A 24244-nucleotide genomic window follows, 5' to 3' on the forward strand; every position below is an offset into this window, starting at 1 on the left:
CTTCGCTGCATCGGGGCGCGAAGCATGGCAGACTCGGGCCAATGAGTGATTTGCCTGATGAACTGCCGAGCGATCCAGCCGAGTTGCGTGCCTTTGCCGCGGCTCTGCTGGATCGCTGCGCCAGGCTCGAGCGGTTGCTCAAGCTTGCAAAAGACGCGCAGTTCGGTCGATCGTCGGAAAAGCTTGACGCTGATCAGCTCCAGCTTATTCTGGAGGATATTGATCAGGCTGTCGCGGCTCTCGAAGCAGCCGAGGACCGCGCCAATCCCAAAACACGCGAGAAGAGAGCTGCCGAGCGCAGGGCCAATCGTGGCAAGCTGCCGGAGCATTTGCCGCGCATCATCGAGACCCTGATGCCCGCTGCAACCTGCTGCCCATGCTGCGCAGGCGACCTTTTTGAGATCGGTCACGATGAGAGCCAGAGGCTGGACGTCGTACCGGCGCAGTATCGCGTTATCGTCACCCGCCGCCCCAAACTGGCCTGCCGCGCCTGTCACGGCGTCGTCCTCCAGCATGCTGCTCCCGAGCGATTGATCAGGGGAGGACTGCCGACCGAGCGGCTCGTCGCGCATGTGATCGATGCCAAGTATCATTGGCATTTGCCGCTTTACCGCCAGACGCAGATGCTGGCGACGCACGGTATTGCCATCGACCGTTCCACGCTCGCCTTCTGGGTCGGCTATGCGGCCCAGGAATTGAAGCCCTTGTGGCATCGTCTGCGCCAGCTTCTGCTCGCCTCTCCGGTCGCGCGATGACAGGCCTTGGGCCGGGCCTGATCCGCCCGGCGTGGTCTATGCCTATGCACCAGGCCGCGGCGCCGTTCATGGCTTGCGACTGCTCGAAGGCTATCGCGGCATCATCCACTGCGACGGCTATCAGGCTTACAAGACCATGATGCGAGAGACGCGTGCGGACGCCTTGTCCGGGACGCTCGCATTCTGCTGGTCGCATCTCCGGCGCCAGTTTGTGAAGATCGAGCGCGAGGCTTCGCCGGCGCCGGCGCCGGTTGCCCGCGAGGCCCTCGAGCGCATCGCCCAGCTCTACGCGGTCGAGAAAGTCCTCCGTGGCCGATCTGACGCCGAGCGCCGCGCGGGCCGGCAGGCGCATGCCCGGCCGTTGGCTGCAGCCTTGAAGCAGTGGTTTGAGGCGAAGCTTGGTCACCTCGCGCAGAAGAGTGAGACGGCGAAAGCTTTACGCTATGCACTGCGTCATTGGGACGGCTTGACGCTCTACCTTGATGACGGGCGCATCGAAATGGACACCAACGCAGTCGAGCGTGCGATGCGGCCGATCAAGCTCAATGCCAAGAACGCCCTGTTCGCCGGGTGTGACGAGGGTGCTGAGAATTGGGCATTGCTGGCGTCGCTCATTGAGACCTGTAAGCTCAACGGCGTCAGCGCCGAGTATTGGCTTGCCGACGTTCTCGCAAAGCTCGTCAATGGCTGGCCGGCGGCACGGCTGGACGAACTGCTTCCCTGGGCATCCACCTATACGATGCATGCACAAGATCCGAGGCTTGCGGCATGAGCCTCAGCACGACCGCGGTCCGGATCAAGGTGACTCTCAAGGACGTGAAACCGGAGGTGATGCGATGCCTTGTCGTGCCGCTCACGCTGCGCCTTGATCGGCTGCATCTGACGCTTCAGGCGGCGTTTGGCTGGACGAATAGCCATCTCTTCGAGTTCTTCGCTGGTGAGGCACATTGGGGGATTCCCGACCCCGACAATGATTACGGCCACCAGCCCATGGATGCCCGTAAAGCGCGGCTTTGCGATATCGTTCGAGAGACTGGCGCCAAGACGATCCACTATCTCTATGACTTCGGCGACAGCTGGGACCATGTGATCAAGCTCGAAAAATGGTTCGACAACACCACGACGGAGGGCATGCCCTTCCTGCTCGAGGCCGCCGGTCGTTGTCCTCCGGAAGACGTCGGCGGTGCGCCAGGCTATGCCGAATACCTCGACGCCATCAGCGACCCTGCTCATCCGGAGCACGAACATATGCGCCGCTGGGGCCCAGAGCGGTTCGATCCCAACGTAATCGACCGGAAGGCCCTCGAGGCCGCCGTCGACGCGTTGTCCGACACATGGAAACCGCGGCGACGCGCCACGCGAACAAAATAGACGTCAAGCGCCATTCAAAAGGGCCGCAGAGCTACGCTTACGGCAGGACCACCGCCAGCGAGATTGCGTCTGCCCCCCGCGTGCACGACCCGCGCCGCATCGCAATTGAGGACGAGGCCAGCCGGCAAGTTACCATCATTCCAGTGATCAATCACCACACCAACATAGGAGGATGACTCCGTGGCTGCCGACAAACCGGTCGGCGACAACGCGCAAAGGCGCGGTGAAGAAGCGGTCGCAGACCAAGACCAGGATGGGCGGCGCGACGACCTGGACCAAGCGTGACAGGTCGAGCAGCGAGTTCATGGCCTTGAAGTAGACCAGCAAAAAAGTGATCTCGTTCAGGCTTACCGGAAAACGAGTCCGGCTGCGAGAAAAGCCTTCGGCGACATAGAATGGGCCCCTCCGCCCGACATGGACCCATTCCACAGGAAAAACACGGGGCGATCTTAGCGGCCAGGACATGCCCCGCGTAGTTTCCGGATTACGAACGCGCGTTGTAGTCAGTGGATGCCACGAAAGTTCGGTAATCGCTGTCGAGCTGCTGGGCGCGTTTCGAGATATGCGCATAACCAAACGCGATCCCAAGCTTGTCATCGGGACGTTTTGTCGCTGATGAACTCCAGGCCGGCGTCGGCATAAAGGTCGATCAGGTTGCGGTCGGCAGGGGCGCCGGAAACTCTGCCGAATATGTCGATGCGCGGTCGTCGCTGCCTCATATTTCTTGAGGACGGTGGAGTCGTGCGACTACAGTTCTCGCGAAAGCTGCTCAAAGCTGCTAACGTTTCTTCAAACGTAGACGCTGGTTTATGATTTACGGTAACCTCTTTCGCTCATCGCCATTGCTCTCTCCGGAGATCCAGGTGGCCTGCTGTGCTTTGAGTCCAAAGCCCGTTGCTCTTGCTTGGGTGTAGAATCGGTGGTGGGCGGCCTCACTCTTCCGCCACTCTCAGCTTGAAAGCACCCTAGCCAACGTCCGTTGACACCTTTGCGACTGTTGCAACATTCGCGTGGGCCGGTGCTGACCGAACTCGGTGGCAGCTGTCCGTGAAATCCACCATCAATGTGCTGTCCGTTTCGAGTCCAGTAAGGCGCGCGGAACATCGCCGACATCGTCAAGGTCAGGCGCCTGGCCGTATCCCATGCGTTTCATCTGCTCATGTACCTGCGCCATTTCAGCGTCGCTGAGGCGCGGCGGCTCGCCGATAGCCAACGCATGGACATACATCTTCGCCAGCGTCTCCACCTCCAAGGCGAGCCAAAGCGCCTTTTCAAAGGTCTGGGCCGTCACGATCAAGCCATGATGGCCAAGGAGGCAAGCGTCGCGATCTTCGAGGGCCTTGAGGGCGTAGTCCGATAGTGCCTGCGTGCCGAAACAAGCATATGGCGTACACCGGACATCGTTGCCACCCGCAACTGCGACCATATAGTGGAAGCAGGGAATATCACGTTCGTGAACGGCGAGAATAGTGCTGAAGGTGGAATGCGTATGCAGCACGACGTTGACGTCTTCGCGTGCTCGCAGAATATCGCGATGAAAGCGCCATTCGGATGAAGGCCGATGGTTGCCCTGGTAGTTCGCGGCAAAATCCATCGCGACAATGTCCTCTGGCTGCATCCGATCATAGGGCAGACTGGTAGGCGTGATTAGCATGCCGTTTGGAATCCGGTGCGAAAGATTGCCGGATGTGCCCTGATTGAGACCGTTTCGATTCATCTCCCTGCAGGTATCGACAATGCCTTGGCGGAGATCGGCATGATTACGGTCTGTCATGAAGCGGGCTCCGAGAAAGCGATCCAGGACTGGTAAGCGGTGGAAAGGTCGCGCGGTTCGAACCTATCGTTGCTGAGTGATGTGACGGCTTCAAGGATCACGCTTGAAACCGGCAGCGTACGCGAGAATCGCCGCCACAGCAGCGCAGCGCCAAGCGCCGTTCCGTCGGGAGATCGACTCACCCAGACACTCTGCGAGGATCGCAAAGTCGCAAGACAACGGGCGAAGGGCAGGTTTGCGGCAAAGCCACCATCGATGACTATGCGTTTTGAGCTCTCGAGCGCATCAAGGCAGCGGTTTGCGCTGAACGCTGCGTAGAGCACCGCCAATGCCTGCCATTCGGCAGGCGTTTCGGGGGGCGGCCCGATGACCCGTCCGCGGCGAGCAGCGCCCGGAAACAATCCATCATCGCCGACGAATGAGGGGAGCGCCAGGGTTCCTCTCGACAGCAGGGTGGGCAATGCGGCAAGGACGGCTGCATCAGAAGTAAAATGTTCCCCGCGGATGAGGTCGTATTCGCGGCCGGCCGCGATCAACGTCGAAGGTGCATTCTCCCCATCGACATCGATATTGAGAACCATCGCGCGCGCGCAATCGAGTTTGTCCAGGGGGAGGCCGCGCTGAAAGCCGATCATCCAAGTACCGGTCGATAGGATCGAGGCATCGGCCATGCCGGCGGCCTTGTAGCGAAACAGGTTGGCGTTGGAATCATGCACGCCGCAGAGGATCTCGGTCGATTGCGCCAGGCCAGTGCGCCTGGTTACAGATTCCGAAACCGTCCCTAGCACCTCACCGGCGGGTACGCATTCGGGCAACAGATGGCTCCAACCGCGCTTACGCATAAGAGAAGAAGGCTGACGGTGGATGAGGTCCCAGATATGGCTCTGAGCCGCGAGCTGCGAGATTTCGCTGGCCGCACGTCCACCAAGCCGCAGGGCGAAAAACTGCGCGGTGGTCAGATAAGCTTTTGCGCGAGCGAATTCGACGGGATACGCGCTTTCCTGCCAAAGCAGCTGTTTTCCGAGCCGCATCGCCCCTCCGATTCCGCAAAACACCTCATCGTAACCAGGCGCGATCCGGGCATATGCTTCATCGATTGCGGGCGGAGAGACGGCATCATAGTCCATCATCGGCAGCACTGGCGTATCACCGTCGACGAGAACCGCGCCGCATCCATGCGCAGCCACGATCACGGCGCCAATGGCATGGCGTTGAGACAAGTCGGCAAGGGTATCGAGAAACCACTCTTCTAACCCGGCAAGGTCATAGGCGAGGTACGAGCCCTGAGTCATAGGCACATTTGGAAGCCCGTGTGTTTCGAGCGGCCAGCCGTCGTCGCTCGCCACGACCAGTTTGAGATTGGTCTTGCCGATGTCGAGAACTGCAATAGGGTTCGAGACGATCGAGCGCATCATCGCCGGCTACCGCGGCGCTTTGCCGGCGACATGAGGAACCGCCGCGACGGCAATCAAGATTCCACCCCAGATCGCTAGCGTGAGGAATTGGCTGAGGTTCAGAAGGTTGAATGCCGAGGAGATCACCTGAAGGATGATCAACGCAAGCAATAGCCCGCCGACTTTGCCGAAGCCGCCAAACGGATCGATGCCGCCGAGCACGGCCGCGAGAATGGTGACCAGCAGATAGCTCTCGCCGTATGCCGCGTTGGCCGAATTGAAACGTGCCAACATGACGACCGCCGCCACGCCCGCGAGCAAGCTGGAAAATACATAGAGTTTGAGGAGGACGGCGCGGGTATTGACGCCGGAGTAACGGGTCGCCTTCTCGTTCGAGCCGATCATGTAAACCTTTGCACCGAACGGCGTCGCGTTCAGCATGAGCGCGACGGGCAAGGCGCAGAACGCAAGTACGATCAGAGCAAAGGGTACCCCGAAAACCGTTCCGTTGCCGATAAACACAATCGGCTCCGGGAATCCGGAGATGACGTTACCGCGCGACAGGCCGATCGCGAGACCCTTGCAGAGCGTCATCGTGCCGAGCGTGGCCAGGATCGGCGAAACGCCGAGATAGGCGATGACAAAACCATTGAGGAGGCCGACCAATGCAGCCACTGCAAATCCTGCAGCGATCGCAAAGACCTGAATGCCGACCCAGGCAAGGCCCTGGCTCCCCGGGATGTAGCGCGTCAGCAGGAAGGCGATGGTCAGTCCGGACAGATTGGCGGTTGCGATGATGGAAAGGTTGAGTCCACCAGATAGCAGGGCCAGCATCATCGCCAGTGAGAGGATGCCAAGTTCGGGCATCTGGAAAGCCATGGATTGCAGCGTGTTGACCGAGAAGAACCGATCGCCGATCGTGATCGCGAACACGACCCAGAGTGCGAACAACAGCAGGATGAGGGTGGCGACTGTGCCGCTGCTGGCGAGACCGACCATGCGCCGGCGAAGCGAGAGGGCAGGGGCGTTGCTCATCGGGGCGCGCTCCGGGTTCGCCGCTCGCGCTGCGACCAGGCGGTCGCAGAGACCGAAATGAGAATAACCAAGCCGACGAAGAACGGCGACCAGTAGGACGAAACGCCCAGCAAAATGATTCCATTTTGGAGTACCGCGAGCAGTGTCAGGCCCAAAAACGTGCCGAAGACCGTGCCGACGCCGCCCATCAGGCTGGCGCCGCCGAGCACGACGGCAGCGACCACATCGAGTTCCTTGCCCACCAGCACCGTCGGGGCAACGGACTGCGCGAGTTGTGCCTGAATCAGGGAGGCGATTCCGGCCATGACACCCATGTAGCAATAGACCAGTATATTGAGGTCGAAAATGTGGAAGCCGAGCCGCTGTGCGGCGTCGGTATTGCCTCCCATGGCATAGATTTGCCGGCCGATATTGGTTCGGTTAAGCATGAGCCAGGTGACGAGAAATGCCAGCACGAGCGCGAGGATCTGCAGATTGACACCGTACGAGCTATCCTTGCCCCATTCGAACTCGAACCAGAATATTCCGGTCGCAAACCAGTCGGGCAACGAATAGATGTATTTGCCGCCGGTGAAGAAGATCAGAAGCCCATAGAAGATGTTCAGCGTCGCGACCGAAACGATGATCGATGGTATTCGAAGTTTCTGGATGAAAATCGCGTTGAGGGCACCGAGCGCACCGCCAATTCCAATCGCGATGGCGAAGACGCCGATCCAGTTCGCCCCGTAAGCATTGGCAAGCGAAAGTGTGACATATTGCGCCACCGACGCGGTCGCGGTGAATGAGATGTCGATTCCGCCGGCGATCAGGACGACCAGCAGCCCGAGCGCTAGGATGCCGACAAATGCATAGGAGGTCAGCAGATCAAACAGATTCTGCATGGTCAGGAATTGGGCGTTCGCGAAGCCCAAGCTGGCGCAGAGCCCAAGGATGACTATCAGCAGCCAGAACTCATGGCTGCGACGAAACCTGCCGAATGATGCCATGTGCGATTCAGGCATTGACGGCCTGCCGAAGCGCATCTTCGGAAGTGGCTGCGGCAGGCACGTCGGTTGTCAAACGACCATCCCGCATCACCAGGACGCGATGACTATGATAAAGGACCTCGGGGATTTCGTCCGATATCATCAAGACCGCGACGCCGTCGCGGGCCAACCGCCGGATGATTTCGTAAATGCCGTCCTTGGCGCTGATGTCGACGCCCACCGTGGGGCTATCGAGGATAAGCACCCGCGGATTGGTCGCCATCCATTTGGCGAGCACGACCCGCTGCTGGTTGCCCCCGGAGAGCGTCTTCACCGGGTTGGCGGGATTGGAGACCTTGATCCCGAGTTCAGCAACCCACCGAGCGACATGGGTCTGTCGCGCGCGTGCGGCAATCAGGCCGAACGCGCCAGCCAGACGATCCAGCACCGTAAGCGTGACGTTCGCCGTGACGGACTGATTCAGGATGAGACCAAGCGTAAGCCTATCTTCGGATACGTAGGCGATCCCTCGATCGATCGCCTCTGCATTCGTACGGAGGGCGATGGGCCGCCCGTCAAGTGCGATAGTGCCGCGATCGGGCGGCTTCATGCCGAACAGGGATAGCGCCAATTCGGTTCGCCCTGAGCCGAGCAGACCGGTGAGACCCACTACTTCGCCCGCGCGCAACTGCAAGCTTACATCCTCATACTCGCCCTCGCGGCCCAGGCCCTTAACTTCCAGCACAACCGGGCCAGCGGCAAGCTCAGGCGCCTGTATCTGATACTCGAAGGACTTGCCAGTCATCAGCTGGCTGAGTTTCCGCCCATCGATTGTGTCTGCGGCAAAAGTACCGACTTTGGCGCCATCCCGCAGCACCGTTACGCGCTGGGCGATTTCAAGCACCTCATCGAGACGGTGGCTGACGAAAACGACGCAGATGCCGGCACGCTTCAGCTCGCTTACGAGCGCGATCAGGGCGTTCACCTCGTGGCGGGTCAACGATGCCGTCGGCTCATCCATAATCAGGAGTTTGGCATCCGCAGCCAAGGCGCGGCAGATCGCGACCAGCTGGCGTCCGGCAATGCTGAGCTCTGACACTTTCGCGTCCGGGTCGAACGCAACGCCGATCTTTGCCATTGTGGCCTTCGCGGTGGCGCGCATTGAGGCCCAGTTCACCGAATGGAGGCCGCCAAGATGGTGCGCCATCGCGATATTCTCGGCGACGGTGAGGTTGGGGAATAGCGAAAGATCCTGGTAGATGACCTGAATGCCGCAATGCGTGGAGTAGACCGGGTTCAGTTTAGGATATTCCTTGCCAGAAATTGCGATACGGCCGCCAGGCTCCGCTGCCTCGACGCCCGAAATGATCTTGATCAGGGTGGACTTGCCGGAGCCGTTTTCACCGACCAGGCAATGCACCTCGCCGACTTCCAGAGTGAGATCGACGTCGCGGAGCGCGTGCACGCCGCCGAAGCGCTTCGATATGCCGGACATTTCCAGGAAAGTCACCAAAGGTTCGCCTGCAATGGAGTCGTGCGATCACTCGAGTGGTCCCGCATTCCCGACCGGAAGGGCCGGGAATGCAGCGCGACGAGGCGACTAAACCGGTCCGGCCTAGAGCCCTCCGGCGATCAGACCGTCGATGGTTTCCTTGTTGATGCGCATGATCTTGTCCACCTTGATCTGCTTTCCTGCAACGTCGACGGCTGCCTTGCCAAGGCCGGGTACATCGACGCCATCCGTGATCGGCTTGCCATCGAGCACGAGTTTGGCCACCGCGACCATCGCGTAACCCGCATCGGTGGGATTCCACAGAAAACCCTCGCGGATCGTATCATCCGCGATAAGCGACTTCGCCTGGCTTGGCAGCACGGTGCCGACAACGGCGATCTTCTTGCCAAGACGTTGCTGACGCACAGCATTTCCGGCCCCGATTGGTCCGTTCGAACCGAAGCCGAGAATACCACGCAGGTTGGGATAGGCCTTGATCACGTCAAGCGTCGTGCGCTGGCTGGTGTCGATCTCGTCGGCGCCAGGGAAGCGGTCGGCGACGAGCTTCATTTTTGGAAAATTTTTCTGCTGGTAGGCAATCGCGGCATCGGCCCATTTGTTGTGAAGTGGCGTCGTAAGAGTCCCGACATAAACCACATAATCACCTTCGCCGCCCATATCCTTGGCGAGACGTTCCATCTGCACCTCGCCGAACCGAACGGAGTCGATCAATTCCACATTCCAGTCACGGCCTTCCTGTTCCGGACCCTCATGCGTGATGACCTTGATTCCGGCGGCCTGGGCGCGCTTCAGTACGGGCTCGCAGACTTTTACATCAAGCGGCACCAAGCCGATCACGTTGACCTTCTTGGCAATCAGATCCTCAAGCAGCTTTACTTGCTGTGCCGGATCGACGTTCGCCGGGCCAACCATAGTGGCATTAATGCTGAAATCCTTCGCACCCTTCTGGATTCCCTTTTCAAGTGCGTTGAACCACGGAATTCCCGCGATCTTCACGACCGTGACCATTTCCTTTTGGGCTTGCGCAAAGGCAAAGCCTGGAAAACCGGCACCGGCCAACGCGGCCGTACCACCGATCAGCTTGAGCGTCTGGCGTCTGTCCATTGTTCCCTCCCAGGAAACGATCTTGGATTCCGCACCCTTGACCTGACAGTCGCTGGGTGGGGCAGTCGAGCCTGTTCTTGCTTGGGGGCAGAAAGTGTTGCCTCTCCAACCGCAGGACCTTGAAGGACATTAGAGACCGGCGCTTCAGAACGTGTCAAGCAAGTGACATGTTCGCCAGCCACCGTCGCGGTGCGATACCTGATCTCGCCGTCGAGCTGCTGAGTGAGGAGCTGCGAGCGACCGGCGTTGCTACAGCCATTATCTTAGCGGAGGAGCGCCAGGCCGCCGGACGAAAGCAAGTAGTCCCAGCCTCTGGTTTTCAAAACCCGGCTTCAGCAAGCGGGCTTCGTTCGGCTTCGCGTAGCGATTCACACTTTTCCCTGAGTGTCATTTTTTTCTTCACGCGCGTGGATGCCACCATGAAAGCCCGGCCATCGCCAGCTTCGCCGTTGCACAATCCCTTGCCGCCCACGAACATCCGACTGTCATTGTTACGTTTTCTGCTTCCACAATTGCCGTCGGTTTGGCCGTGCGTTCAGATCGTGTCTCGCGCCGGAGCGTCCGCCCTCGGCTTGTCAGCATCGCAAGTTGCGTGCCATCCTAGCCCGACACGCGCATGGGAAGGTGAATTCCCGGCATGGCTACGCGCCGCGTTAGGGTGGAACACAAACGCTCAGGGAGACACGACATGGTGTGGACGCTTCGTCTGGCGGGGCTGGCTTGCTGTTGTCATCGGTGAGTGCTCTGGCAGGTCCAAAGGTCGTCTCCGGTCCCGGCGCCGACCCCGCCTGCTTCAAGCCGTGGTCGTCCGAGACCAAATTCTTTCAGTGGCCCAAGAAGGCGGGCCCCTACAGAATCGCGCTGGTCAACGGTTTTGTCGGCAACACCTGGCGCATCCAGATGGTGAAGACTGCCAAGGCTTTCGCCGATCAGCCGGGTATCAAGGAGAACATCAAGGAGTTCAAGGTTGTTTCCACCGGGACCGATGTCGCGGCGCAACTTGGCGCGATGGAGGATTTCATCAACCAAGGCTTCGACGCAATCGTTACCATTGCGGTAGCTCCCGACGGTTTTGATCGCATCATCCGTCTTGCCGACAAGAACAACGTCGTGGTGGTGCCGTTCGACAACGTCCTCGACACCGACAAGGTGATGATGGTCAACGAGGACCAGAAGGAAATGGGCCGCATGTCGGCCAAATGGCTGATCGACGAGAGCGGCAAGAAATCCGGCGACATCCTCGAAGTCCGTGGCCTCCCGGGAAACTCCGTTGACCGCGACCGTCATCTCGGTTTCCGCGAGGTAATAGAATCGCCCGGCAACAGCTTCAAAATCACCGAGGTGGTTGGTAATTGGGACACCGGCACCTCGCAGAAGGTGACTGCAGATGCGTTAGCTGTGCATGGTCATTTCGACGGAGTATTCACCCAAGGCGGATCCGACGGCACCGTGCAGGCACTGATGGCTGCCAAGCATCCCTTTGTGCCGATGTCGGGCGAGGGCGAAAACGAGTACCGCAAACAGATTGCCGATCACGCCAAGGACGGACTAAAGGGAATGTCCTACGGCCAGTCGCCGGCGCTGGTGGCGATCGCGACCAAGGCGGCGATTTCGGCGCTGCAGGGCAACATTATGCCGCAGCTGATCTCGATCCCGATTCCAGTGGCGACCTACAAGGATCTCAAGCCGGGCACGAATTACTGGCCCGAGCTCAATGCCAACTTCTTTGCGCCGAACCAGTTCACACCGTGCGGCGTGAACTTCACTGCCCCGGAGATCATGTCGCAGAGCGAGAAGAACACCCAGTGACGGCTCCAGCGATGTCTCTGTCACGGCCCGGCATTCGCCGGGCCGTCGTTGCGTGAAGGCCCGGCCATGCCGGCTGCCGATCCGACGCAATCCGCCTTCCTGGAGCTTGCCGGCATCTCCAAGCGCTATGCCGGCGTTCGCGCGCTTGAAGGCGTCGACTTCGCCTGCGAACGCGGCAAGATTCATGCCGTGCTGGGCGAGAACGGCGCCGGCAAGTCGACCCTGATCAAGATCATTGCCGGTGTGGTGCAGCCCGACAGCGGTCGCATGCGCCTCGCGGGGAGCGAGGTCAGCTTCGCCACGCCGTCGGCGGCGAATGCGGCCGGTGTCGTCTGCATCTTTCAGGAACTATCGCTGATGCCCGACCTCTCGGTCGCGGACAACATCTCCATTGCATCCCCGCCGCGGCGGTTCGGCCTGATCGATGCGAAGGCGCAGCGCCGCCGCGCCGAAGAGCTTTTGTCCGAGATCGGCTGTGAGGACGTCAACCCCCTGAGGCGCGTGCGCGATCTGCCCCTATCGAGGCGCCAGGTGGTCGAGATCGCGAAGGCGCTCGGCAAGCGGCCGCAGTTGCTGATCCTCGACGAGGCCACATCGGCACTGACGAGCGCCGATGTGGAGAAGGTTTATGCGATGCTGGCGCGGCTCAAGGCCGAGGGCGTCGCAATCCTGTACATCTCGCACCGCATGCACGAGGTCGAGGCGCTCGCCGACCGGGCCTCGGTTGTTTCGCAACGGCCGCCATATCGAGACCTTCGACAAGGGGAGGCGTTCGACCGCCGATATCATCCAGCTCATGATTGGGCGTGACATCGCGGCCCAGTATCCGCCCAAGCCGGCGCGAAATGCCGCGAAGCCGGTGCTGGCGCTCGAGAACCTGTGCTGGGAGAGGCAGCTCGATCGCATTTCACTGAGCATCGGCGCCGGCGAGATCGTCGGGCTCGGCGGTCTCGACGGGCAGGGCCAGAAATCCCTGTTGCTTGCGCTGTTCGGTGTTTTGCGCGGTGTCACTGGTCGCCTCACGGTGGCAGATCGCGAGGTACGTCCCGGCTCCCCGGCGGCGGCAAAATCGGTCGGCATCGCACTCGTGCCTGAGGACCGCAAGACCGAAGGACTGATGCTGCCGATGTCGATCGCAGACAATCTTGCGATCGCATCGCTCGACGCGCTTTCGACTGGCCCATTCATCGATACCGGGAAGGAACGCACCGCGATCCAGCGAGCCATCGCGAGGCTGCAGATCAAGTTGGACGCCGCGAGTGATGCGGTCTCGACGCTGTCGGGCGGAAACCAGCAGAAGGTCGTGCTCGCCAAATGGCTGATGACCGATCCGCGCATCATCCTGCTCAACGATCCCACGCGCGGAATCGACGTAGGCACCAAGCAGGAGCTCTACCGGCTGATGCGCGAACTCGCCGACCAGGGCGCCGCAATCCTGTTCTACTCAACCGACTATGACGAGCTGATCGGCTGCTGCGACCGCGTCGTCATCATGTATGACGGCCGCATCGTGCGCGAGCTCGAGGGCGACGACCTCACCGAGACCAACATTGTCGCAAGCTCCCTGAATGTCGACACCGATACCGCAGCGAGGGCGGCGCATGCTTGACGATCTCGCGATCAGGATCCGCCAGAACATTGGTCTGGTCACCGCCATCCTGTTGTTCTGTGCTCTCTACATTTTCTACAACGCCGCGCATCCCCGCGGCTTCTCCTCCGCCGTGCTGGTGCAGAATGGCGACGAAATCTTTGCGCTCGCCATGCTGGCGATGGCGCAGACAGTGCCGGTCTTAATGTCGGGCCTTGATCTCTCCGTCGGAGCGGTCATGACCATGGTCGGCTGCTTTGCAAGCTACCTCCTGACCGGCGCGGCAGGTGGTGCGCCGCTGCATCTCGACCTGTTCGGCGTGCATCTCGGCCTCGGCACCTTTCCGGGCGGCGTGAGCGGCATTCTGCTCGGGATCGCCGTGTGCCTTGTGATCGGCGCGGCTGCCGGCTTTATCAATGGTTGCGTCGTCGTCTATGGGCGCATCCAGCCGATCATCGCGACGCTTGCGACCGGCGCGGTCTACATCGGCATCGCGCTTTTCCTGCGTCCGACCCCGGGCGGCAAGATCGATGTTGATCTGAACTGGGCGCTGACTAACTCGCTCGGCGATTTCGCCTCGACCGTGCACATCTTCGACGATGGCGCGGCTGCCTGGTTTGCGCCGTTCGCCTGGATCCCGGTCCCCTTCGTGCTTCTCGTTCTCATTCCGCTGCTGGTATGGGTGCCGTTCCGCCGCTCCGTTCTCGGCCGCGCCGTCTATGCGATCGGCTCGGCCGAGGGCGCAGCTTATATGTCCGGCCTTCCGATCGAGCGCGCCAAGATCGCCGCCTTCACGCTCGCGGGCTTCTTCGCCGGCTGCGGCGGTCTCTTCCTTGCTATCCAGACTTCGTCTGGGAATGCGGACATTCCGCAGGCCGGCGCCTATACGCTCAACTCGATCGCCTCCGTGGTGATCGGCGGCACTTCGCTGCTTGGCGGAACCGGCAGTGCGATCGGGTCGATCTTCGGCGCTATGGTCTTGCGCGTGATTTCCTTCTTCTTCCGCATCTTCGACATTGCCCCTCTTCTGCAGCCGCTGTTCGAGGGCGTGATCCTGCTCGCTGCCGTCAGCATCGGCGCGTTGGGTATGCTGCGCGTCAAGAACACGTTGGAGCTGTTTCGATGACGGCGGCCTCATTCAGCCTCTCGCGCGACGATCGCCCGATCCTGATTGCGGCGGTGTTCATCGTCGTCATTCTCGTCGCGGGTACGGTTTACACATTCGCCCGTTTCGGCAGCGCTCCCCTGTTGTCTCCGGCCTATCTTCTGCAGCAATTGCAGATCGGTGCGTTCCTCGGGATCGTCTCGGCCGGCATGATGATCGTGATCCTGATAGCGCAGATTGATCTGTCGGTGCCCTGGACGCTCGCGGCCGCGGCCATGATGGCGACCTCGGTCGGCGGTCCTCTCGCAATTCCGGTCGGGCTCGGGGTCGGCGTTCTGGTCGGGCTCGTCAACGGCGTCGGGGTCGCGTATCTGCGGGTCCCCTCGATGATCTTTACGCTGGGCGTGAATGCCGTGATGCGCGGCCTGATGGTCGCGCATACTGGCGGCTACGCACCTCAGACCGGGGCGACCGACCTGATGCGGATGCTGGCGGGCGATCGTACGCTCGGCATTCCCAACGCGCTGTTCGTCTGGGCCGGGGTGTCCGTGCTGGTGGTCGTGATCCTGCAGCGCATGTCGCTCGGCCGCTACATCTACGCCATCGGCAACAAGGAGGCGGCGGCCTATCTCGCCGGCGTCAACACGCGCCGCGTCACGGTGGTCTGCTTCGTCCTCTGCGGCCTTGCTGCCGCGCTCGCGGGCGTGCTGCTCGCCGGCTATTCCACCAAGGCCTACCAAGGCATGGGAGACGCCTATCTGCTGCCCTCGATCGCCGCCGTCGTGATTGGAGGCACCAACATCCTCGGCGGCCGCGGCCGCTATCTCGGCACGCTGATCGGCGTCGTCCTGATCGTGCTCCTGAACAGTGTATTGTCGATCATGGAGATGCCGGAGGCGGGCCGCCAAGTGATCTATGGTCTCGTTATCATCTTCATGCTGCTCGTCTACGGGCGGGGCGAACGCGTCACGAGCTAGATGGCCAGCCTAAGGTGGCCCGCCTTCTTTACAAATTGGAAATCATCGTAAATCAAAATTTTAGCGAAACGAACTGCCTTGCTCGACACAGTATCCGCGAGCTCAGAGACCGGCAAGTTCGGATCGCGCGCTATCGAGGAACTTGAATCCGATCTGCAGGGCGACGAGGGCACCGACGGCCGGCGAAAGCGCGGTCAGAACGGCTGAGGATGGCGCCGCACGCCGCCCCGCGCCGCCTTTTCCCTTACACGGCCGCGCGCGTATTGAGGAAGATCGAATACAGCGATGTCTGTCCGCAAATGTAGAGACGGTTGCGCTGCGGACCGCCGAAACAGACATTCGCCACGATCTCGCCGATGGGAATGGTGCCGATATGTGTCCCGTCGGCTGCGTAGCAGAACACGCTCCGTCCCGCCGAGGTCCAAACGTTGCCATGGATGTCGCAGCGAAATCCGTCGTAGAGGCCGTCGGGGCAGGTGGAAAACAGCGAGGGCTCAGCGACCTTGTTTCCCTGGACCTTGTAGGACCAGATCGTCGCGGGCAGCCCGTCGACGTGGGTCGCGCCGGTATCGGCGACATAAAGCAGCTTCTCGTCTGGCGAGAACGCCAGCCCGTTCGGCTGCACGCGGTCAGAGACGACGAGGCTGATCTCGCCGCCCGCTGGATCGATCCGATACACGTGGGAGGCGCCAATCTCGGATTTGGTCTGCTGGCCCTCGTAATCGCTGTCGATGCCGTATGTCGGATCCGAAAACCAGATCGAGCCGTCCGATTTCACCACGACATCGTTGGGCGAGTTCAGCCGACGCCCTTCGAACTGCTCGGCAAGCACCGTGATGGAGCCGTCATGCTCGGTCCGGGTGACGCGGCGCATGAAGTGCTCGCAAGTGACGAGCCGCCCCTCGTGATCGGTCGTGTTGCCGTTCGAGTTGAAGCTCGGCGAGCGGAACACCGACACCGATGAATCCGTCTCGTCGAAGCGCATCATCCGGTTGTTCGGAATGTCGGACCAGATCAAATAGCGGGCGGCCGGAAAGTAAGCGGGTCCTTCGGCCCAGCGGCAGCCGCTGGTGAGTTTTTCGAGATTGGCGTGACCAAAGACCAGGCGAGCAAAGCGTGCGTCGTGCGTAACATAGGGGAGCATCGTTCCTCCTCGTTGCCGCAGGCCGTGAAGTGCCCGCGTGCCGGTTCCGCTTTTCTTAGCAACCCGAATGTATGAGCGGAATAGTCTTGTACGAGACCCGTAATCCTCGCGTTGACACCTGACGGCAAATACATACGCTGCGCGTCGCTGCAATGAGACTAGCGCGGATCGAGGCGCGGAGAAGGAAGAGCAATCCACCATGGTTTCGCAATCGGCTTTGCCGCGCCGCACACTTGGCCGGACCGGTCTCGAAGTTTCCATCCTCGGGTTCGGAACCGCACCGCTCGGCGATCTCTTTCTCGAGCTCGACGACCACACTGCAATTGCCGCAGCGAGCCGTGCCTTCGAGCTCGGCATCAATCTGCTCGATACATCGCCGCACTACGGCAACGGCCTGTCGGAGCATCGCTGCGGAACGGCGCTCCGGCGCGTGCCGCGCAAGGATGTGGTGCTTTGCACAAAAACTGGTCGCTGGATGGATCCGTTTCACCAGCCGGAGACTCGGTCCGGATTTATTGGTGGACAGCCGCACCGAGCCGTCGTCGACTATTCCTATGATGGCACCATGCGCTCGGTCGAGCAGTCGCTGTTGCGGCTTGGCACCGACCGGATCGACCTGTTGCTGATCCATGATGTCGATGTGTGGACCCACGGTAAGGACGCGATCGAGGATCGGTTTCGCGAAGCGATGTCCGGGGCCTATGTAGCGCTGGACAAACTTCGTTCCGAAGGTGTGGTCGCGGGCATCGGGATCGGCGTCAACGAGGCGGAGATGTGCGTGCGCTTTGCGCAGGCCGGGTCCTTCGAGGTGATGCTGCTCGCCGGGCGTTATTCGCTGCTGGAGCAGCCAGCACTCGAGGAGTTCATGCCGCTGGCGCTGAAGCAGGGCATCGCGGTGCTGCTTGGCGGCGTGTTCAATTCGGGGATTCTGGCGACGGGCGCCATCAAGGGCGCCAAGTACAATTATCAAGACGCGCCGCCGCAGATCCTTTCGAAGGTTGCTGAGATCCAGCGTATCTGCGCAGCTCATGACGTAGCGCTGCCGACGGCCGCTCTACATTTTGCGCTGGGTCATCCCGCGGTCGCGAGCGTGGTTCTCGGGGCGCATAATGCGCAGGAGGTCGAGCGCAATGTGGCAGCGCTGACCACCACAGTGCCGGGCGCGCTCTGGAGCGATCTCAAGGCCGCGTCCCTGCTGGAATCGGAAGCGCCTGTTCCGAGGTAGACCGGATGAACACGCTTGAATTGGTTCAAGCCGAGGGCTCGGATCACCGGGAAAACAGCTCCCCACCGCTCGAGCTCGCCCCCGTAGGTGCGCGGCACGTGGGACTGGCTCAGTGCCGATTGCGGCGCGGATTGTCGGCCGTGCGTTGAAGTCCGCGATCGATCTGAGCAAGGGAGTCTATGTTGTCCGCTAGGTATGGCCAAGGCGTTCGAAATCTGCGCGGGCGTCGCGGGCCGTGTGGATCAGACCGCCATACCTGTCCGCGATTGGCTTAAACGATCCAGGCAATCGATCATCGATGACGAGATGGTGGCAGTCGTCGAGATGGCCGCCCCGGACCGTCGCATTGCGACCGAACTTGGTGATGTCGGCCACTAGCACGGACGTTCGCGAATTGGCCACAATGGATTGACGCGCCTTGACTTCATCGGCATGGAAATCGAGCAGCGTGCCGTCCTCATCAATCCCCCCGACACCGAATATACCAAAGTCGGCGCGGAAACCCGCGAAGAAGCGCGCAGCCGACTCGCCAATGATATCGCGATCGAGTTGCCGCAGCGTGCCGCCCGCGATGCTGATCTCCACGTCCGGATTGTGCGCGAATGCTGCGGCCACGTTCAGGCTGTTGGTGATCACCCGCAGATCCCGACGGCGGGAGAGCGCCTGCGCGACGTATTCGGGCGTCGTGCCAAGTCCGATCATCAGTGACGTCCCGTCAGGGATGAGGTTGGCGGTTGCGTGCGCGATCCGCCGTTTCGCGCTGGCGTTCAACCTGTGCCTGCTGCCATAGGCGAGGTTCTGGTTCTGGACCGGGAGGCCGACCCCGCCATGCACCCGCCGGAGCAGGCCCTGGTCGCAGAGTGCATTCACGAGGCGGCGAATGGTCTGCTGAGTGACATCGAAACGCACCGCGAGCTGCTCGATGGAGGCGAAGCCTTGCTCGCGCACGATCTCTAGTATGTGGGTCTGACGGGTCGTGGCGGTCCTGAGCATAGGCCCTCCGTTCTCAACGAAAGTATCATTTGAACTCCAAGGACGCAATTTTCTGGTTTCATATGGCGTTACGCTATGTTCAAATGAACATCGTGGTGGCTACGCCGACGAATGCGCGTGGCACGAGGGAGGGCGCATGGACCGGTCTGTCTGCGGTGAGCGGCCTTGCATGGGTCCGTTGCAGCGAGCCGTCGCCAGCGGCGTAGCCGCATCACGGTGAGAGCGAACAGGCCATGTCAGCGATCACGCTGAGTCATGTCTCCAAGTTCTGGGGCGCGATGCGCGCCGTCGATGACGTCAGTCTGACAGCGAACGAGGGCTCGCTACTTGTGCTGCTGGGACCGTCCGGCTGCGGTAAGTCGACCACGCTGCGGCTGATCGCCGGGCTTGAGGATGCTGATGCCGGTACGATCGCCATCGGCGGCGTCGACGTGACCCATCTGACCCCGGCGCAGCGGAATATCTCCATGGTCTTCCAGTCCTATGCGCTGTTTCCGCATTTGAGCGTAGCCGAGAACATCGTCTTCGGACTGCGTGTGCGTCGCGTGTCGCGCGCGGAACGAGACGAGCGGCTCCGGCGTGTGGCCGAGATTGTTGGCCTTGCGCATCTGCTTGAACGCAAGCCGTCGCAGCTATCTGGCGGCCAGCGCCAGCGGGTTGCACTGGGACGAGCCATCATTGCGGAAGCGCGGGTCTGCCTCATGGACGAGCCGCTTTCAAATCTGGACGCCAAGCTGCGGCATGAGATGCGGACGGAGATCCGCGCCCTGCAACAGCGGCTCGGAATGACGATGGTCTACGTGACCCACGATCAGACCGAAGCCATGACGATGGCGGATCGCGTCGTGCTGATGCGCGATGGTCGTATCGAGCAGAATGGCACACCAGAGGAGCTATATAACCGGCCGGCGACGGCATTCACGGCGCGGTTCATCGGCACGCCGCCGATGAACCTGTTGCGCCAGGGTGATCATCTCATCGGCATCCGGCCGGAGCATATCCGCATCGTGTCGGGCGGGGACCGTTTTGCGCGCGTCAGGGCGATCGAGCATCTTGGGGCCGACAGCATCGTTCTGTGCGAGGTCGATGGTCAGCCCATCTCGGTGCGGCTCGAAGGTTTCAGCAAGGTTCGGCCAGGCGAGGATGTCCGGATCGCGTGGGAACCCGGGCTCGAGCATCGGTTCGATTCAAGTTTGGAAACTCGCTTGGAGACCATCGTCACAGAGGGCCAGCGGGCGATATCCGGTCGATAGCAGCGGCTGTTTCAAACGCAGTAACGAAGGAGATTGTCCCATGTTTGCGCGACGAACGATGTTGATGGCAGCGGCGTTTGCCGTACTCTCGATGGCTGCACGCCCGGCTGCCGCGGTGGATCTGACCATGTACTATCCGGTCGCGGTCGGCGGTCCCGTCACCAAGATCATCGACGACATGGTCTCGCGCTTCGAGAAGGACAATCCTGACATCAAGATGACGGCGGTCTATGCCGGCAACTACACGGATACGATGACCAAGGCGATGACCGCCATGAAGGGCGGGCAGCCGCCGCAACTGTCGGTGTTGCTGTCGACCGACGTGTTCACGCTGATGGACGAGAACGCGATCGTGCCGTTTGACGATCTCGTCGGCGACAAGGCCTGGTTCAAGGAGTTCTATCCGGCGTTCATGGCGAACGGGCAGATCGACGGCAAGACCTGGAGCGTGCCGTTCCAGCGTTCGACCATCGTGCTGTACTGGAACAAGGACGCCTTCAAGGAGGCGGGCCTTGATCCCGAGAAGGCGCCGGCGTCCTGGGACGAAATGGTCGAGATGTCGAAGAAGCTGGTCAAGAAGGATGGCGGCAACACGACGCGCTGGGGCATCGAAATTCCCTCGACCGGATATGCCTACTGGATGCTGCAGGCGCTGGCGATCGAGAACGGGCAGAAGATGATGAACGAGCCCGGCAACGAGGTCTATCTGACCGCTCCGAAGACGGTCGCTGCCCTCGAGTACTGGGTCGACCTGTCGCGCAAGCACAACGTCGCCCCGGCCGGCAGCATCGATTGGGCGACGCTGCGCAACGATTTCCTCGAAGGCAAGACGGCGATGATGTGGCACACCACTGGCAATCTGACGGCGGTCAAGGACGCCGCGAAATTCCAGTTCGGTGTGGCCATGCTGCCGGCCAGGGAGCGGCGCGGATCACCGACCGGCGGCGGCAATTTCTACATCTTCAAGAGTGCGTCTCCCGAACAGCAGAAGGCGGCCGTCAAGTTCATTCAATGGATCACGGCTCCGGATCGCGCGGCCGAATGGAGCATGAAGACCGGCTACGTGGCAGTGTCGCCGGCCGCCTACAAGACGCCGACGATGGAGGCCTACGCAAAGGCCTTCCCGCAGGCCACAGTTGCGCGCGATCAGCTGGAGCATGCGGTGCCGGAGCTCTCCGTTCATGAGAACGGCCGCATCTACAAGTTCGTCGGAGATGCCGTGCAGGCCGCGATCACGGGCGCGCAGAAGCCGCAGGAGGCGCTGGCCGCCGCGCAACAGCAGTCCGACCGCGTCTTGCGCGCCTACAAATAGGGACGTGGCGGGATGGCGCGCCACCGCCATCCCGCCGGCTCACAGATGTCCGACTCCATGGTCTCATCGCCAATAGCCCCGCGCCGTGCCCGATCGCAAGCGTGGTGGAACACCGTGAATGCCTGGCTGCTGCTGCTGCCGGCGGCCGTCCTGCTACTCGCATTCACGCACTTTCCGATTCTGGCGACGATCCGGCATTCGCTGTTCGTCACGCGCCGCAATGGCACGGAGGCCTTCGTCGGGCTTGACAGCTATCGGTCCATGGCGGCCGATCCGATCTTCTGGAAGGCGCTGGTCAATAATTTCTGGTTCGCGCTCGGCACGATCCCGACCTCGATTGCCCTGGCCCTGGTGATGGCGATCTGGGTCAATCGCAACATACGCGGCCGCGGCTTTCTGCGACTGGCCTATTTCACGCCGACCGTGCTGCCGATGATCGCCGTCGCCAATATCTGGCTGTTCTTCTACACGCCGGATTACGGGTTGCTGGATCAGTTGCGCGGCCTTTTCGGTCTCGGTGGCTGGAACTGGCTGGGCGATCCCTCGACGGTGATGAGCTGTCTGATCGTGATGGTGATCTGGAAGGAGGCCGGCTTCTTCATGATCTTCTACCTGGCGGCGCTGCAGCAGCTCTCGCCGGACCTCGAAGAGGCCGCGTCCATCGAAGGCGCGAGCCGGTGGTACACGTTCCGCCGAATCACGTTCCCATTGCTGATGCCGACCACGTTGTTCGTGGCGATCAACGCAGTCATCAACTCCTTCAAGTTGGTGGACCATCTGGTCATCATGACCAAGGGCGGTCCGAACAACGCCAGCACGCTGCTGCTCTACTACATTTATGAGGTTGCCTTCACCTTCCAAGATTCCTCTTACGCGGCAACGCTGACGGTTGTGCTTCTGATGCTGCTGAGCTCGGTTGCGCTGATCAAGTTCGGTTATCTCGATCGCAGGATCCACTATCAATGAGAGGCCGGACACGCCCCATTGAGGCCGTCGCAGCATGGCTCCTGGCTTTGATCTGGCTTGCCCCATTGGCCTATGCCTTTTGGAGCGCGCTGCATCCGGCCGCTTACGCCACGTCGTTCAGCCTGTCCGCGCCCTGGACGCTGGAGAATTTTGCCCGGGCCTGGAACCAGGCGCCGTTCGCTCGGTACTATCTCAACACGGTGGTGCTGGTGACGCTGATCCTGGTTGGTCAGCTCATCCTGTCGACGCTGGCCGCCTATGCCTTTGCGCGCTTCAGGTTCAGGGGCAGCGGCATCGCTTTCGCCCTCGTTCTGCTCCAGCTGATGATCATGCCCGACGTCCTGATCGTCGAGAACTACCGCGCGATCGCCAAGCTGGGATTGCTCGATACGATCCCTGCGATCGCGCTGCCCTATCTCGCGAGCGCCTTCGGCATCTTCCTGCTGCGGCAGACCTTCAAGGGGGTGCCCCAGGAGTTGGTCGAAGCCGCGCGGGTCGAGGGAGCGGGTCCGCTCGGAATCCTGTGGCGGGTCTATGTCCCGCTGGCTCGCCCGACCTATGTCGCCTTTGGCCTCGTCTCCGTCAGCTATCACTGGAACAATTTCCTGTGGCCGTTGATCGTCACGAATTCGGTGGAAGCGCGGCCGCTCACCGTGGGGCTTGCCGTGTTCGGCGCGCCTGAGACCGGCGTGGATTGGTCAGTGATCACGGCGGCAACCGTGATGACGATGGCGCCGCTGCTGATCGCGTTTCTGCTGTTCCAGCGTCAGTTCGTCCAGTCATTCATGCGTGCAGGCATCCGTTAATGAGACTTCTCACCTGGAACATACAGTGCGGAAAGGGCTGCGACGGCGTGACCGATCTGGCAAGGATCGTTGCCGTCGCTCGACAGACGCTCGATGCGGACGTGTTCTGCTTCCAGGAGGTGAGCGCGAACTTCTCGAGATTTGGTGATGGAGCGGATCAGAGCGAACAGCTGGCAGCCCTTTTGCCCGGCTACTCCGCAATATTCCGGCCCGCGATCGAAACTGTCGATCCTGATGGCAACCTCCATCGCTTCGGTAACATGACGCTGTCGAGGTTGCCGGTGCTGCAGATTGCAAACCATCTGCTGCCATGGCCCGCCGCAGCCGCGGTGCGGAGCATGCGCCGTCACGCCCTGGAGGTGACGGTTCAGGCCTCGTTTGGCGTGGTCCGCGTCGTCAACACGCATCTCGAGTTCCATTCGGCCGGCCAGCGCGAGGCACAGATCGCTCGCCTGCTGGATTTGCAGGAGGACGCGTCAATGAGTCCGAAGCAGGCCGGCTCCCGGCACGATGAGCCGTATGAAAGTCAGACCGTCGCGGCGTCGAGCCTGCTGTGTGGTGATTTCAATTTTGATGTTGCCGACCCTCAGCACGCATTGATTGCCCGATCTGGCCGGCCTCGTCTGGCGTATCGGGATGCATGGACCGCCGATCGTCCCGGCCGCGCGCGTGCGCCGACTTGCGGAATCTACGACCGCGCGCAGTGGGCCGAGGGGCCCGACTGCCGCGACTTCATTTTCGTGACGGAAGATTTGACCGGCTACGTTCGCAGCATCGAGGTCAACGAAGCGACGGATGCATCCGATCACCAACCCATTGCAATCGAAGTTTCGGAATAGAGGAATAGAGGAGCTACTAAAAAGTTGTCGTTGCAAGGGGGGCTTCCTCGGTCTACATCGCGATACGTCTGAACTCGGTCAAACACGCCACGATGAACGCGACGGCGGCTGACCCCAAAGCCGCGCCTGAATTTATGCACTCTGGCAGGTGGGCCAACACGTGATTGATTCAGAAGGCGTCCAATGCCCTTTTACGTTTGGCCGAAAGCGCGAAGGCGGCAAGCAAGCCGACAATAACAAGCACGCCGGCCAGCTTCTGTTCGCCTTCGACAGCTTCCGGCACCTGCCGAGGCGTGCGCGCAAGCATCGAGGAGGA

22 protein-coding genes and 2 pseudogenes are annotated in these 24244 nt (G+C 61.2%); 12 read left to right on the plus strand and 12 right to left on the minus strand.

The features are described 5' to 3' along the window. Positions 1-41: 41 nt before the first annotated feature. Positions 42-1527: pseudogene (tnpC, locus tag IVB19_RS14115) on the plus strand (IS66 family transposase). After that, the gene (locus IVB19_RS14125; protein WP_247365006.1) at positions 1524-2126 is read left to right on the plus strand and encodes a plasmid pRiA4b ORF-3 family protein; all 603 of its coding nucleotides are present in this window, start codon (positions 1524-1526) and stop codon (positions 2124-2126) included. Before tnpC ends, IVB19_RS14125 begins: the two are co-directional and overlap by 4 nt. A 147-nt stretch (positions 2127-2273) precedes the next feature. Here the strand turns inward: IVB19_RS14125 and IVB19_RS14130 are convergent, their stop codons facing one another. The 9 genes from IVB19_RS14130 to IVB19_RS14170 all read right to left on the minus strand — a co-directional run bounded on the left by IVB19_RS14130 (position 2274) and on the right by IVB19_RS14170 (position 10389). Then, entirely contained in the window at positions 2274-2453 is a 180-nt protein-coding gene (locus IVB19_RS14130) for a hypothetical protein (RefSeq protein ID WP_143275436.1), read from the minus strand. 157 nt (positions 2454-2610) lie between these two features. Continuing rightward, on the minus strand, positions 2611-2766 hold the full coding sequence (locus IVB19_RS14135; RefSeq protein ID WP_247369116.1) for a carbohydrate porin: 156 nt from the start codon (positions 2764-2766) through the stop codon (positions 2611-2613). Positions 2767-3186: 420 nt separating this feature from the next. After that, positions 3187-3900, minus strand: a complete 714-nt coding sequence (locus IVB19_RS14140) for a class II aldolase/adducin family protein (RefSeq protein ID WP_026233824.1) — start codon at positions 3898-3900, stop codon at positions 3187-3189. Further along, complete coding sequence (locus tag IVB19_RS14145) at positions 3897-5315, minus strand: FGGY-family carbohydrate kinase (RefSeq protein ID WP_247455821.1); 1419 nt, start codon at positions 5313-5315, stop codon at positions 3897-3899. Before IVB19_RS14145 ends, IVB19_RS14140 begins: the two co-directional genes overlap by 4 nt. A 6-nt stretch (positions 5316-5321) precedes the next feature. Next, on the minus strand, positions 5322-6329 hold the full coding sequence (locus IVB19_RS14150; RefSeq protein ID WP_018459498.1) for an ABC transporter permease: 1008 nt from the start codon (positions 6327-6329) through the stop codon (positions 5322-5324). Continuing rightward, positions 6326-7330, minus strand: a complete 1005-nt coding sequence (locus IVB19_RS14155) for an ABC transporter permease (protein ID WP_247821530.1) — start codon at positions 7328-7330, stop codon at positions 6326-6328. Before IVB19_RS14155 ends, IVB19_RS14150 begins: the two co-directional genes overlap by 4 nt. Beyond that, the gene (locus IVB19_RS14160) at positions 7323-8807 is read right to left on the minus strand and encodes a sugar ABC transporter ATP-binding protein (protein ID WP_247454434.1); all 1485 of its coding nucleotides are present in this window, start codon (positions 8805-8807) and stop codon (positions 7323-7325) included. The genes IVB19_RS14155 and IVB19_RS14160 overlap by 8 nt, the downstream gene beginning before the upstream one ends. A gap of 102 nt (positions 8808-8909) precedes the next feature. Further along, entirely contained in the window at positions 8910-9911 is a 1002-nt protein-coding gene (locus IVB19_RS14165; protein ID WP_007608730.1) for an autoinducer 2 ABC transporter substrate-binding protein, read from the minus strand. A 319-nt stretch (positions 9912-10230) separates the two neighbouring features. Further along, a complete protein-coding gene (locus tag IVB19_RS14170) occupies positions 10231-10389 on the minus strand; it encodes a hypothetical protein (protein ID WP_247454436.1) in 159 nt (52 codons plus the stop codon). A 215-nt stretch (positions 10390-10604) separates the two neighbouring features. Between IVB19_RS14170 and IVB19_RS14175 the strand changes: the two genes are divergently transcribed. The 4 genes and pseudogenes from IVB19_RS14175 to IVB19_RS14190 all read left to right on the plus strand — a co-directional run bounded on the left by IVB19_RS14175 (position 10605) and on the right by IVB19_RS14190 (position 15390). Beyond that, on the plus strand, positions 10605-11720 hold the full coding sequence (locus IVB19_RS14175) for a sugar ABC transporter substrate-binding protein (protein ID WP_247821531.1): 1116 nt from the start codon (positions 10605-10607) through the stop codon (positions 11718-11720). 66 nt (positions 11721-11786) lie between these two features. Beyond that, positions 11787-13329, plus strand: a pseudogene (locus IVB19_RS14180) (sugar ABC transporter ATP-binding protein). After that, positions 13322-14434, plus strand: a complete 1113-nt coding sequence (locus tag IVB19_RS14185) for an ABC transporter permease (protein ID WP_018459504.1) — start codon at positions 13322-13324, stop codon at positions 14432-14434. The pseudogene IVB19_RS14180 and the gene IVB19_RS14185 overlap by 8 nt, the downstream one beginning before the upstream one ends. Beyond that, a complete protein-coding gene (locus IVB19_RS14190) occupies positions 14431-15390 on the plus strand; it encodes an ABC transporter permease (RefSeq protein WP_018459505.1) in 960 nt (319 codons plus the stop codon). The genes IVB19_RS14185 and IVB19_RS14190 overlap by 4 nt, the downstream gene beginning before the upstream one ends. A 244-nt stretch (positions 15391-15634) precedes the next feature. Here IVB19_RS14190 and IVB19_RS14195 read toward each other — a convergent pair whose 3' ends face one another. Further along, a complete protein-coding gene (locus IVB19_RS14195; RefSeq protein WP_247395880.1) occupies positions 15635-16534 on the minus strand; it encodes an SMP-30/gluconolactonase/LRE family protein in 900 nt (299 codons plus the stop codon). Positions 16535-16733: 199 nt separating this feature from the next. On the opposite strand from IVB19_RS14195, the gene IVB19_RS14200 reads away from it, so the two are divergent. Continuing rightward, a complete protein-coding gene (locus tag IVB19_RS14200) occupies positions 16734-17759 on the plus strand; it encodes an aldo/keto reductase (RefSeq protein ID WP_018459411.1) in 1026 nt (341 codons plus the stop codon). A 189-nt stretch (positions 17760-17948) separates the two neighbouring features. Here IVB19_RS14200 and IVB19_RS14205 read toward each other — a convergent pair whose 3' ends face one another. After that, a complete protein-coding gene (locus IVB19_RS14205) occupies positions 17949-18752 on the minus strand; it encodes a DeoR/GlpR family DNA-binding transcription regulator (protein WP_204510883.1) in 804 nt (267 codons plus the stop codon). Between the two features lie 233 nt (positions 18753-18985). Between IVB19_RS14205 and IVB19_RS14210 the strand changes: the two genes are divergently transcribed. From IVB19_RS14210 to IVB19_RS14230, 5 genes are read left to right on the plus strand one after another with little or no spacing between them, the layout of a single operon-like run. After that, a complete protein-coding gene (locus IVB19_RS14210; protein ID WP_018459409.1) occupies positions 18986-20005 on the plus strand; it encodes an ABC transporter ATP-binding protein in 1020 nt (339 codons plus the stop codon). A gap of 58 nt (positions 20006-20063) precedes the next feature. Further along, positions 20064-21317 (plus strand): ABC transporter substrate-binding protein, encoded by a 1254-nt coding sequence (locus tag IVB19_RS14215; RefSeq protein WP_085395994.1) that lies wholly within the window; start codon positions 20064-20066, stop codon positions 21315-21317. 57 nt (positions 21318-21374) lie between these two features. After that, positions 21375-22283, plus strand: coding sequence for a carbohydrate ABC transporter permease (locus IVB19_RS14220; RefSeq protein WP_094183382.1), 909 nt, complete (start codon positions 21375-21377; stop codon positions 22281-22283). Next, positions 22280-23089, plus strand: coding sequence for a carbohydrate ABC transporter permease (locus tag IVB19_RS14225; protein WP_085352716.1), 810 nt, complete (start codon positions 22280-22282; stop codon positions 23087-23089). The genes IVB19_RS14220 and IVB19_RS14225 overlap by 4 nt, the downstream gene beginning before the upstream one ends. Further along, entirely contained in the window at positions 23089-23928 is an 840-nt protein-coding gene (locus IVB19_RS14230; RefSeq protein ID WP_085395840.1) for an endonuclease/exonuclease/phosphatase family protein, read from the plus strand. Before IVB19_RS14225 ends, IVB19_RS14230 begins: the two co-directional genes overlap by 1 nt. 169 nt (positions 23929-24097) lie before the next feature. On the opposite strand, the gene IVB19_RS14235 is transcribed toward IVB19_RS14230, so the two are convergent. Beyond that, positions 24098-24235 carry a hypothetical protein gene (locus tag IVB19_RS14235; RefSeq protein WP_018459404.1) on the minus strand — a complete coding sequence of 46 codons (138 nt, stop codon included), beginning with the start codon at positions 24233-24235 and terminating at the stop codon, positions 24098-24100. Between the last annotated feature and the right edge of the window lie 9 nt (positions 24236-24244).

Origin of the sequence: Bradyrhizobium sp. 187, assembly GCF_023101005.1 — a bacterium.
Taxonomy (GTDB): domain Bacteria; phylum Pseudomonadota; class Alphaproteobacteria; order Rhizobiales; family Xanthobacteraceae; genus Bradyrhizobium; species Bradyrhizobium canariense_D.

Bases quoted from the DNA above. Each gene is read 5' to 3' on its own strand.
- IVB19_RS14200 (WP_018459411.1), top strand. From the start codon at position 16,734: ATGGTTTCGCAATCGGCTTTGCCGCGCCGCACACTTGGCCGGACCGGT.
- IVB19_RS14150 (WP_018459498.1), bottom strand. From the start codon at position 6,329: ATGAGCAACGCCCCTGCCCTCTCGCTTCGCCGGCGCATGGTCGGTCTC.
- IVB19_RS14210 (WP_018459409.1), top strand. From the start codon at position 18,986: ATGTCAGCGATCACGCTGAGTCATGTCTCCAAGTTCTGGGGCGCGATG.
- IVB19_RS14140 (WP_026233824.1), bottom strand. From the start codon at position 3,900: ATGACAGACCGTAATCATGCCGATCTCCGCCAAGGCATTGTCGATACC.
- IVB19_RS14205 (WP_204510883.1), bottom strand. From the start codon at position 18,752: ATGCTCAGGACCGCCACGACCCGTCAGACCCACATACTAGAGATCGTG.
- IVB19_RS14145 (WP_247455821.1), bottom strand. From the start codon at position 5,315: ATGATGCGCTCGATCGTCTCGAACCCTATTGCAGTTCTCGACATCGGC.
- IVB19_RS14225 (WP_085352716.1), top strand. From the start codon at position 22,280: ATGAGAGGCCGGACACGCCCCATTGAGGCCGTCGCAGCATGGCTCCTG.
- IVB19_RS14165 (WP_007608730.1), bottom strand. From the start codon at position 9,911: ATGGACAGACGCCAGACGCTCAAGCTGATCGGTGGTACGGCCGCGTTG.
- IVB19_RS14125 (WP_247365006.1), top strand. From the start codon at position 1,524: ATGAGCCTCAGCACGACCGCGGTCCGGATCAAGGTGACTCTCAAGGAC.
- IVB19_RS14220 (WP_094183382.1), top strand. From the start codon at position 21,375: ATGGTCTCATCGCCAATAGCCCCGCGCCGTGCCCGATCGCAAGCGTGG.
- IVB19_RS14195 (WP_247395880.1), bottom strand. From the start codon at position 16,534: ATGCTCCCCTATGTTACGCACGACGCACGCTTTGCTCGCCTGGTCTTT.
- IVB19_RS14230 (WP_085395840.1), top strand. From the start codon at position 23,089: ATGAGACTTCTCACCTGGAACATACAGTGCGGAAAGGGCTGCGACGGC.
- IVB19_RS14215 (WP_085395994.1), top strand. From the start codon at position 20,064: ATGTTGATGGCAGCGGCGTTTGCCGTACTCTCGATGGCTGCACGCCCG.
- IVB19_RS14155 (WP_247821530.1), bottom strand. From the start codon at position 7,330: ATGCCTGAATCGCACATGGCATCATTCGGCAGGTTTCGTCGCAGCCAT.
- IVB19_RS14185 (WP_018459504.1), top strand. From the start codon at position 13,322: ATGCTTGACGATCTCGCGATCAGGATCCGCCAGAACATTGGTCTGGTC.
- IVB19_RS14170 (WP_247454436.1), bottom strand. From the start codon at position 10,389: ATGTTCGTGGGCGGCAAGGGATTGTGCAACGGCGAAGCTGGCGATGGC.
- IVB19_RS14190 (WP_018459505.1), top strand. From the start codon at position 14,431: ATGACGGCGGCCTCATTCAGCCTCTCGCGCGACGATCGCCCGATCCTG.
- IVB19_RS14235 (WP_018459404.1), bottom strand. From the start codon at position 24,235: ATGCTTGCGCGCACGCCTCGGCAGGTGCCGGAAGCTGTCGAAGGCGAA.
- IVB19_RS14135 (WP_247369116.1), bottom strand. From the start codon at position 2,766: ATGCCGACGCCGGCCTGGAGTTCATCAGCGACAAAACGTCCCGATGAC.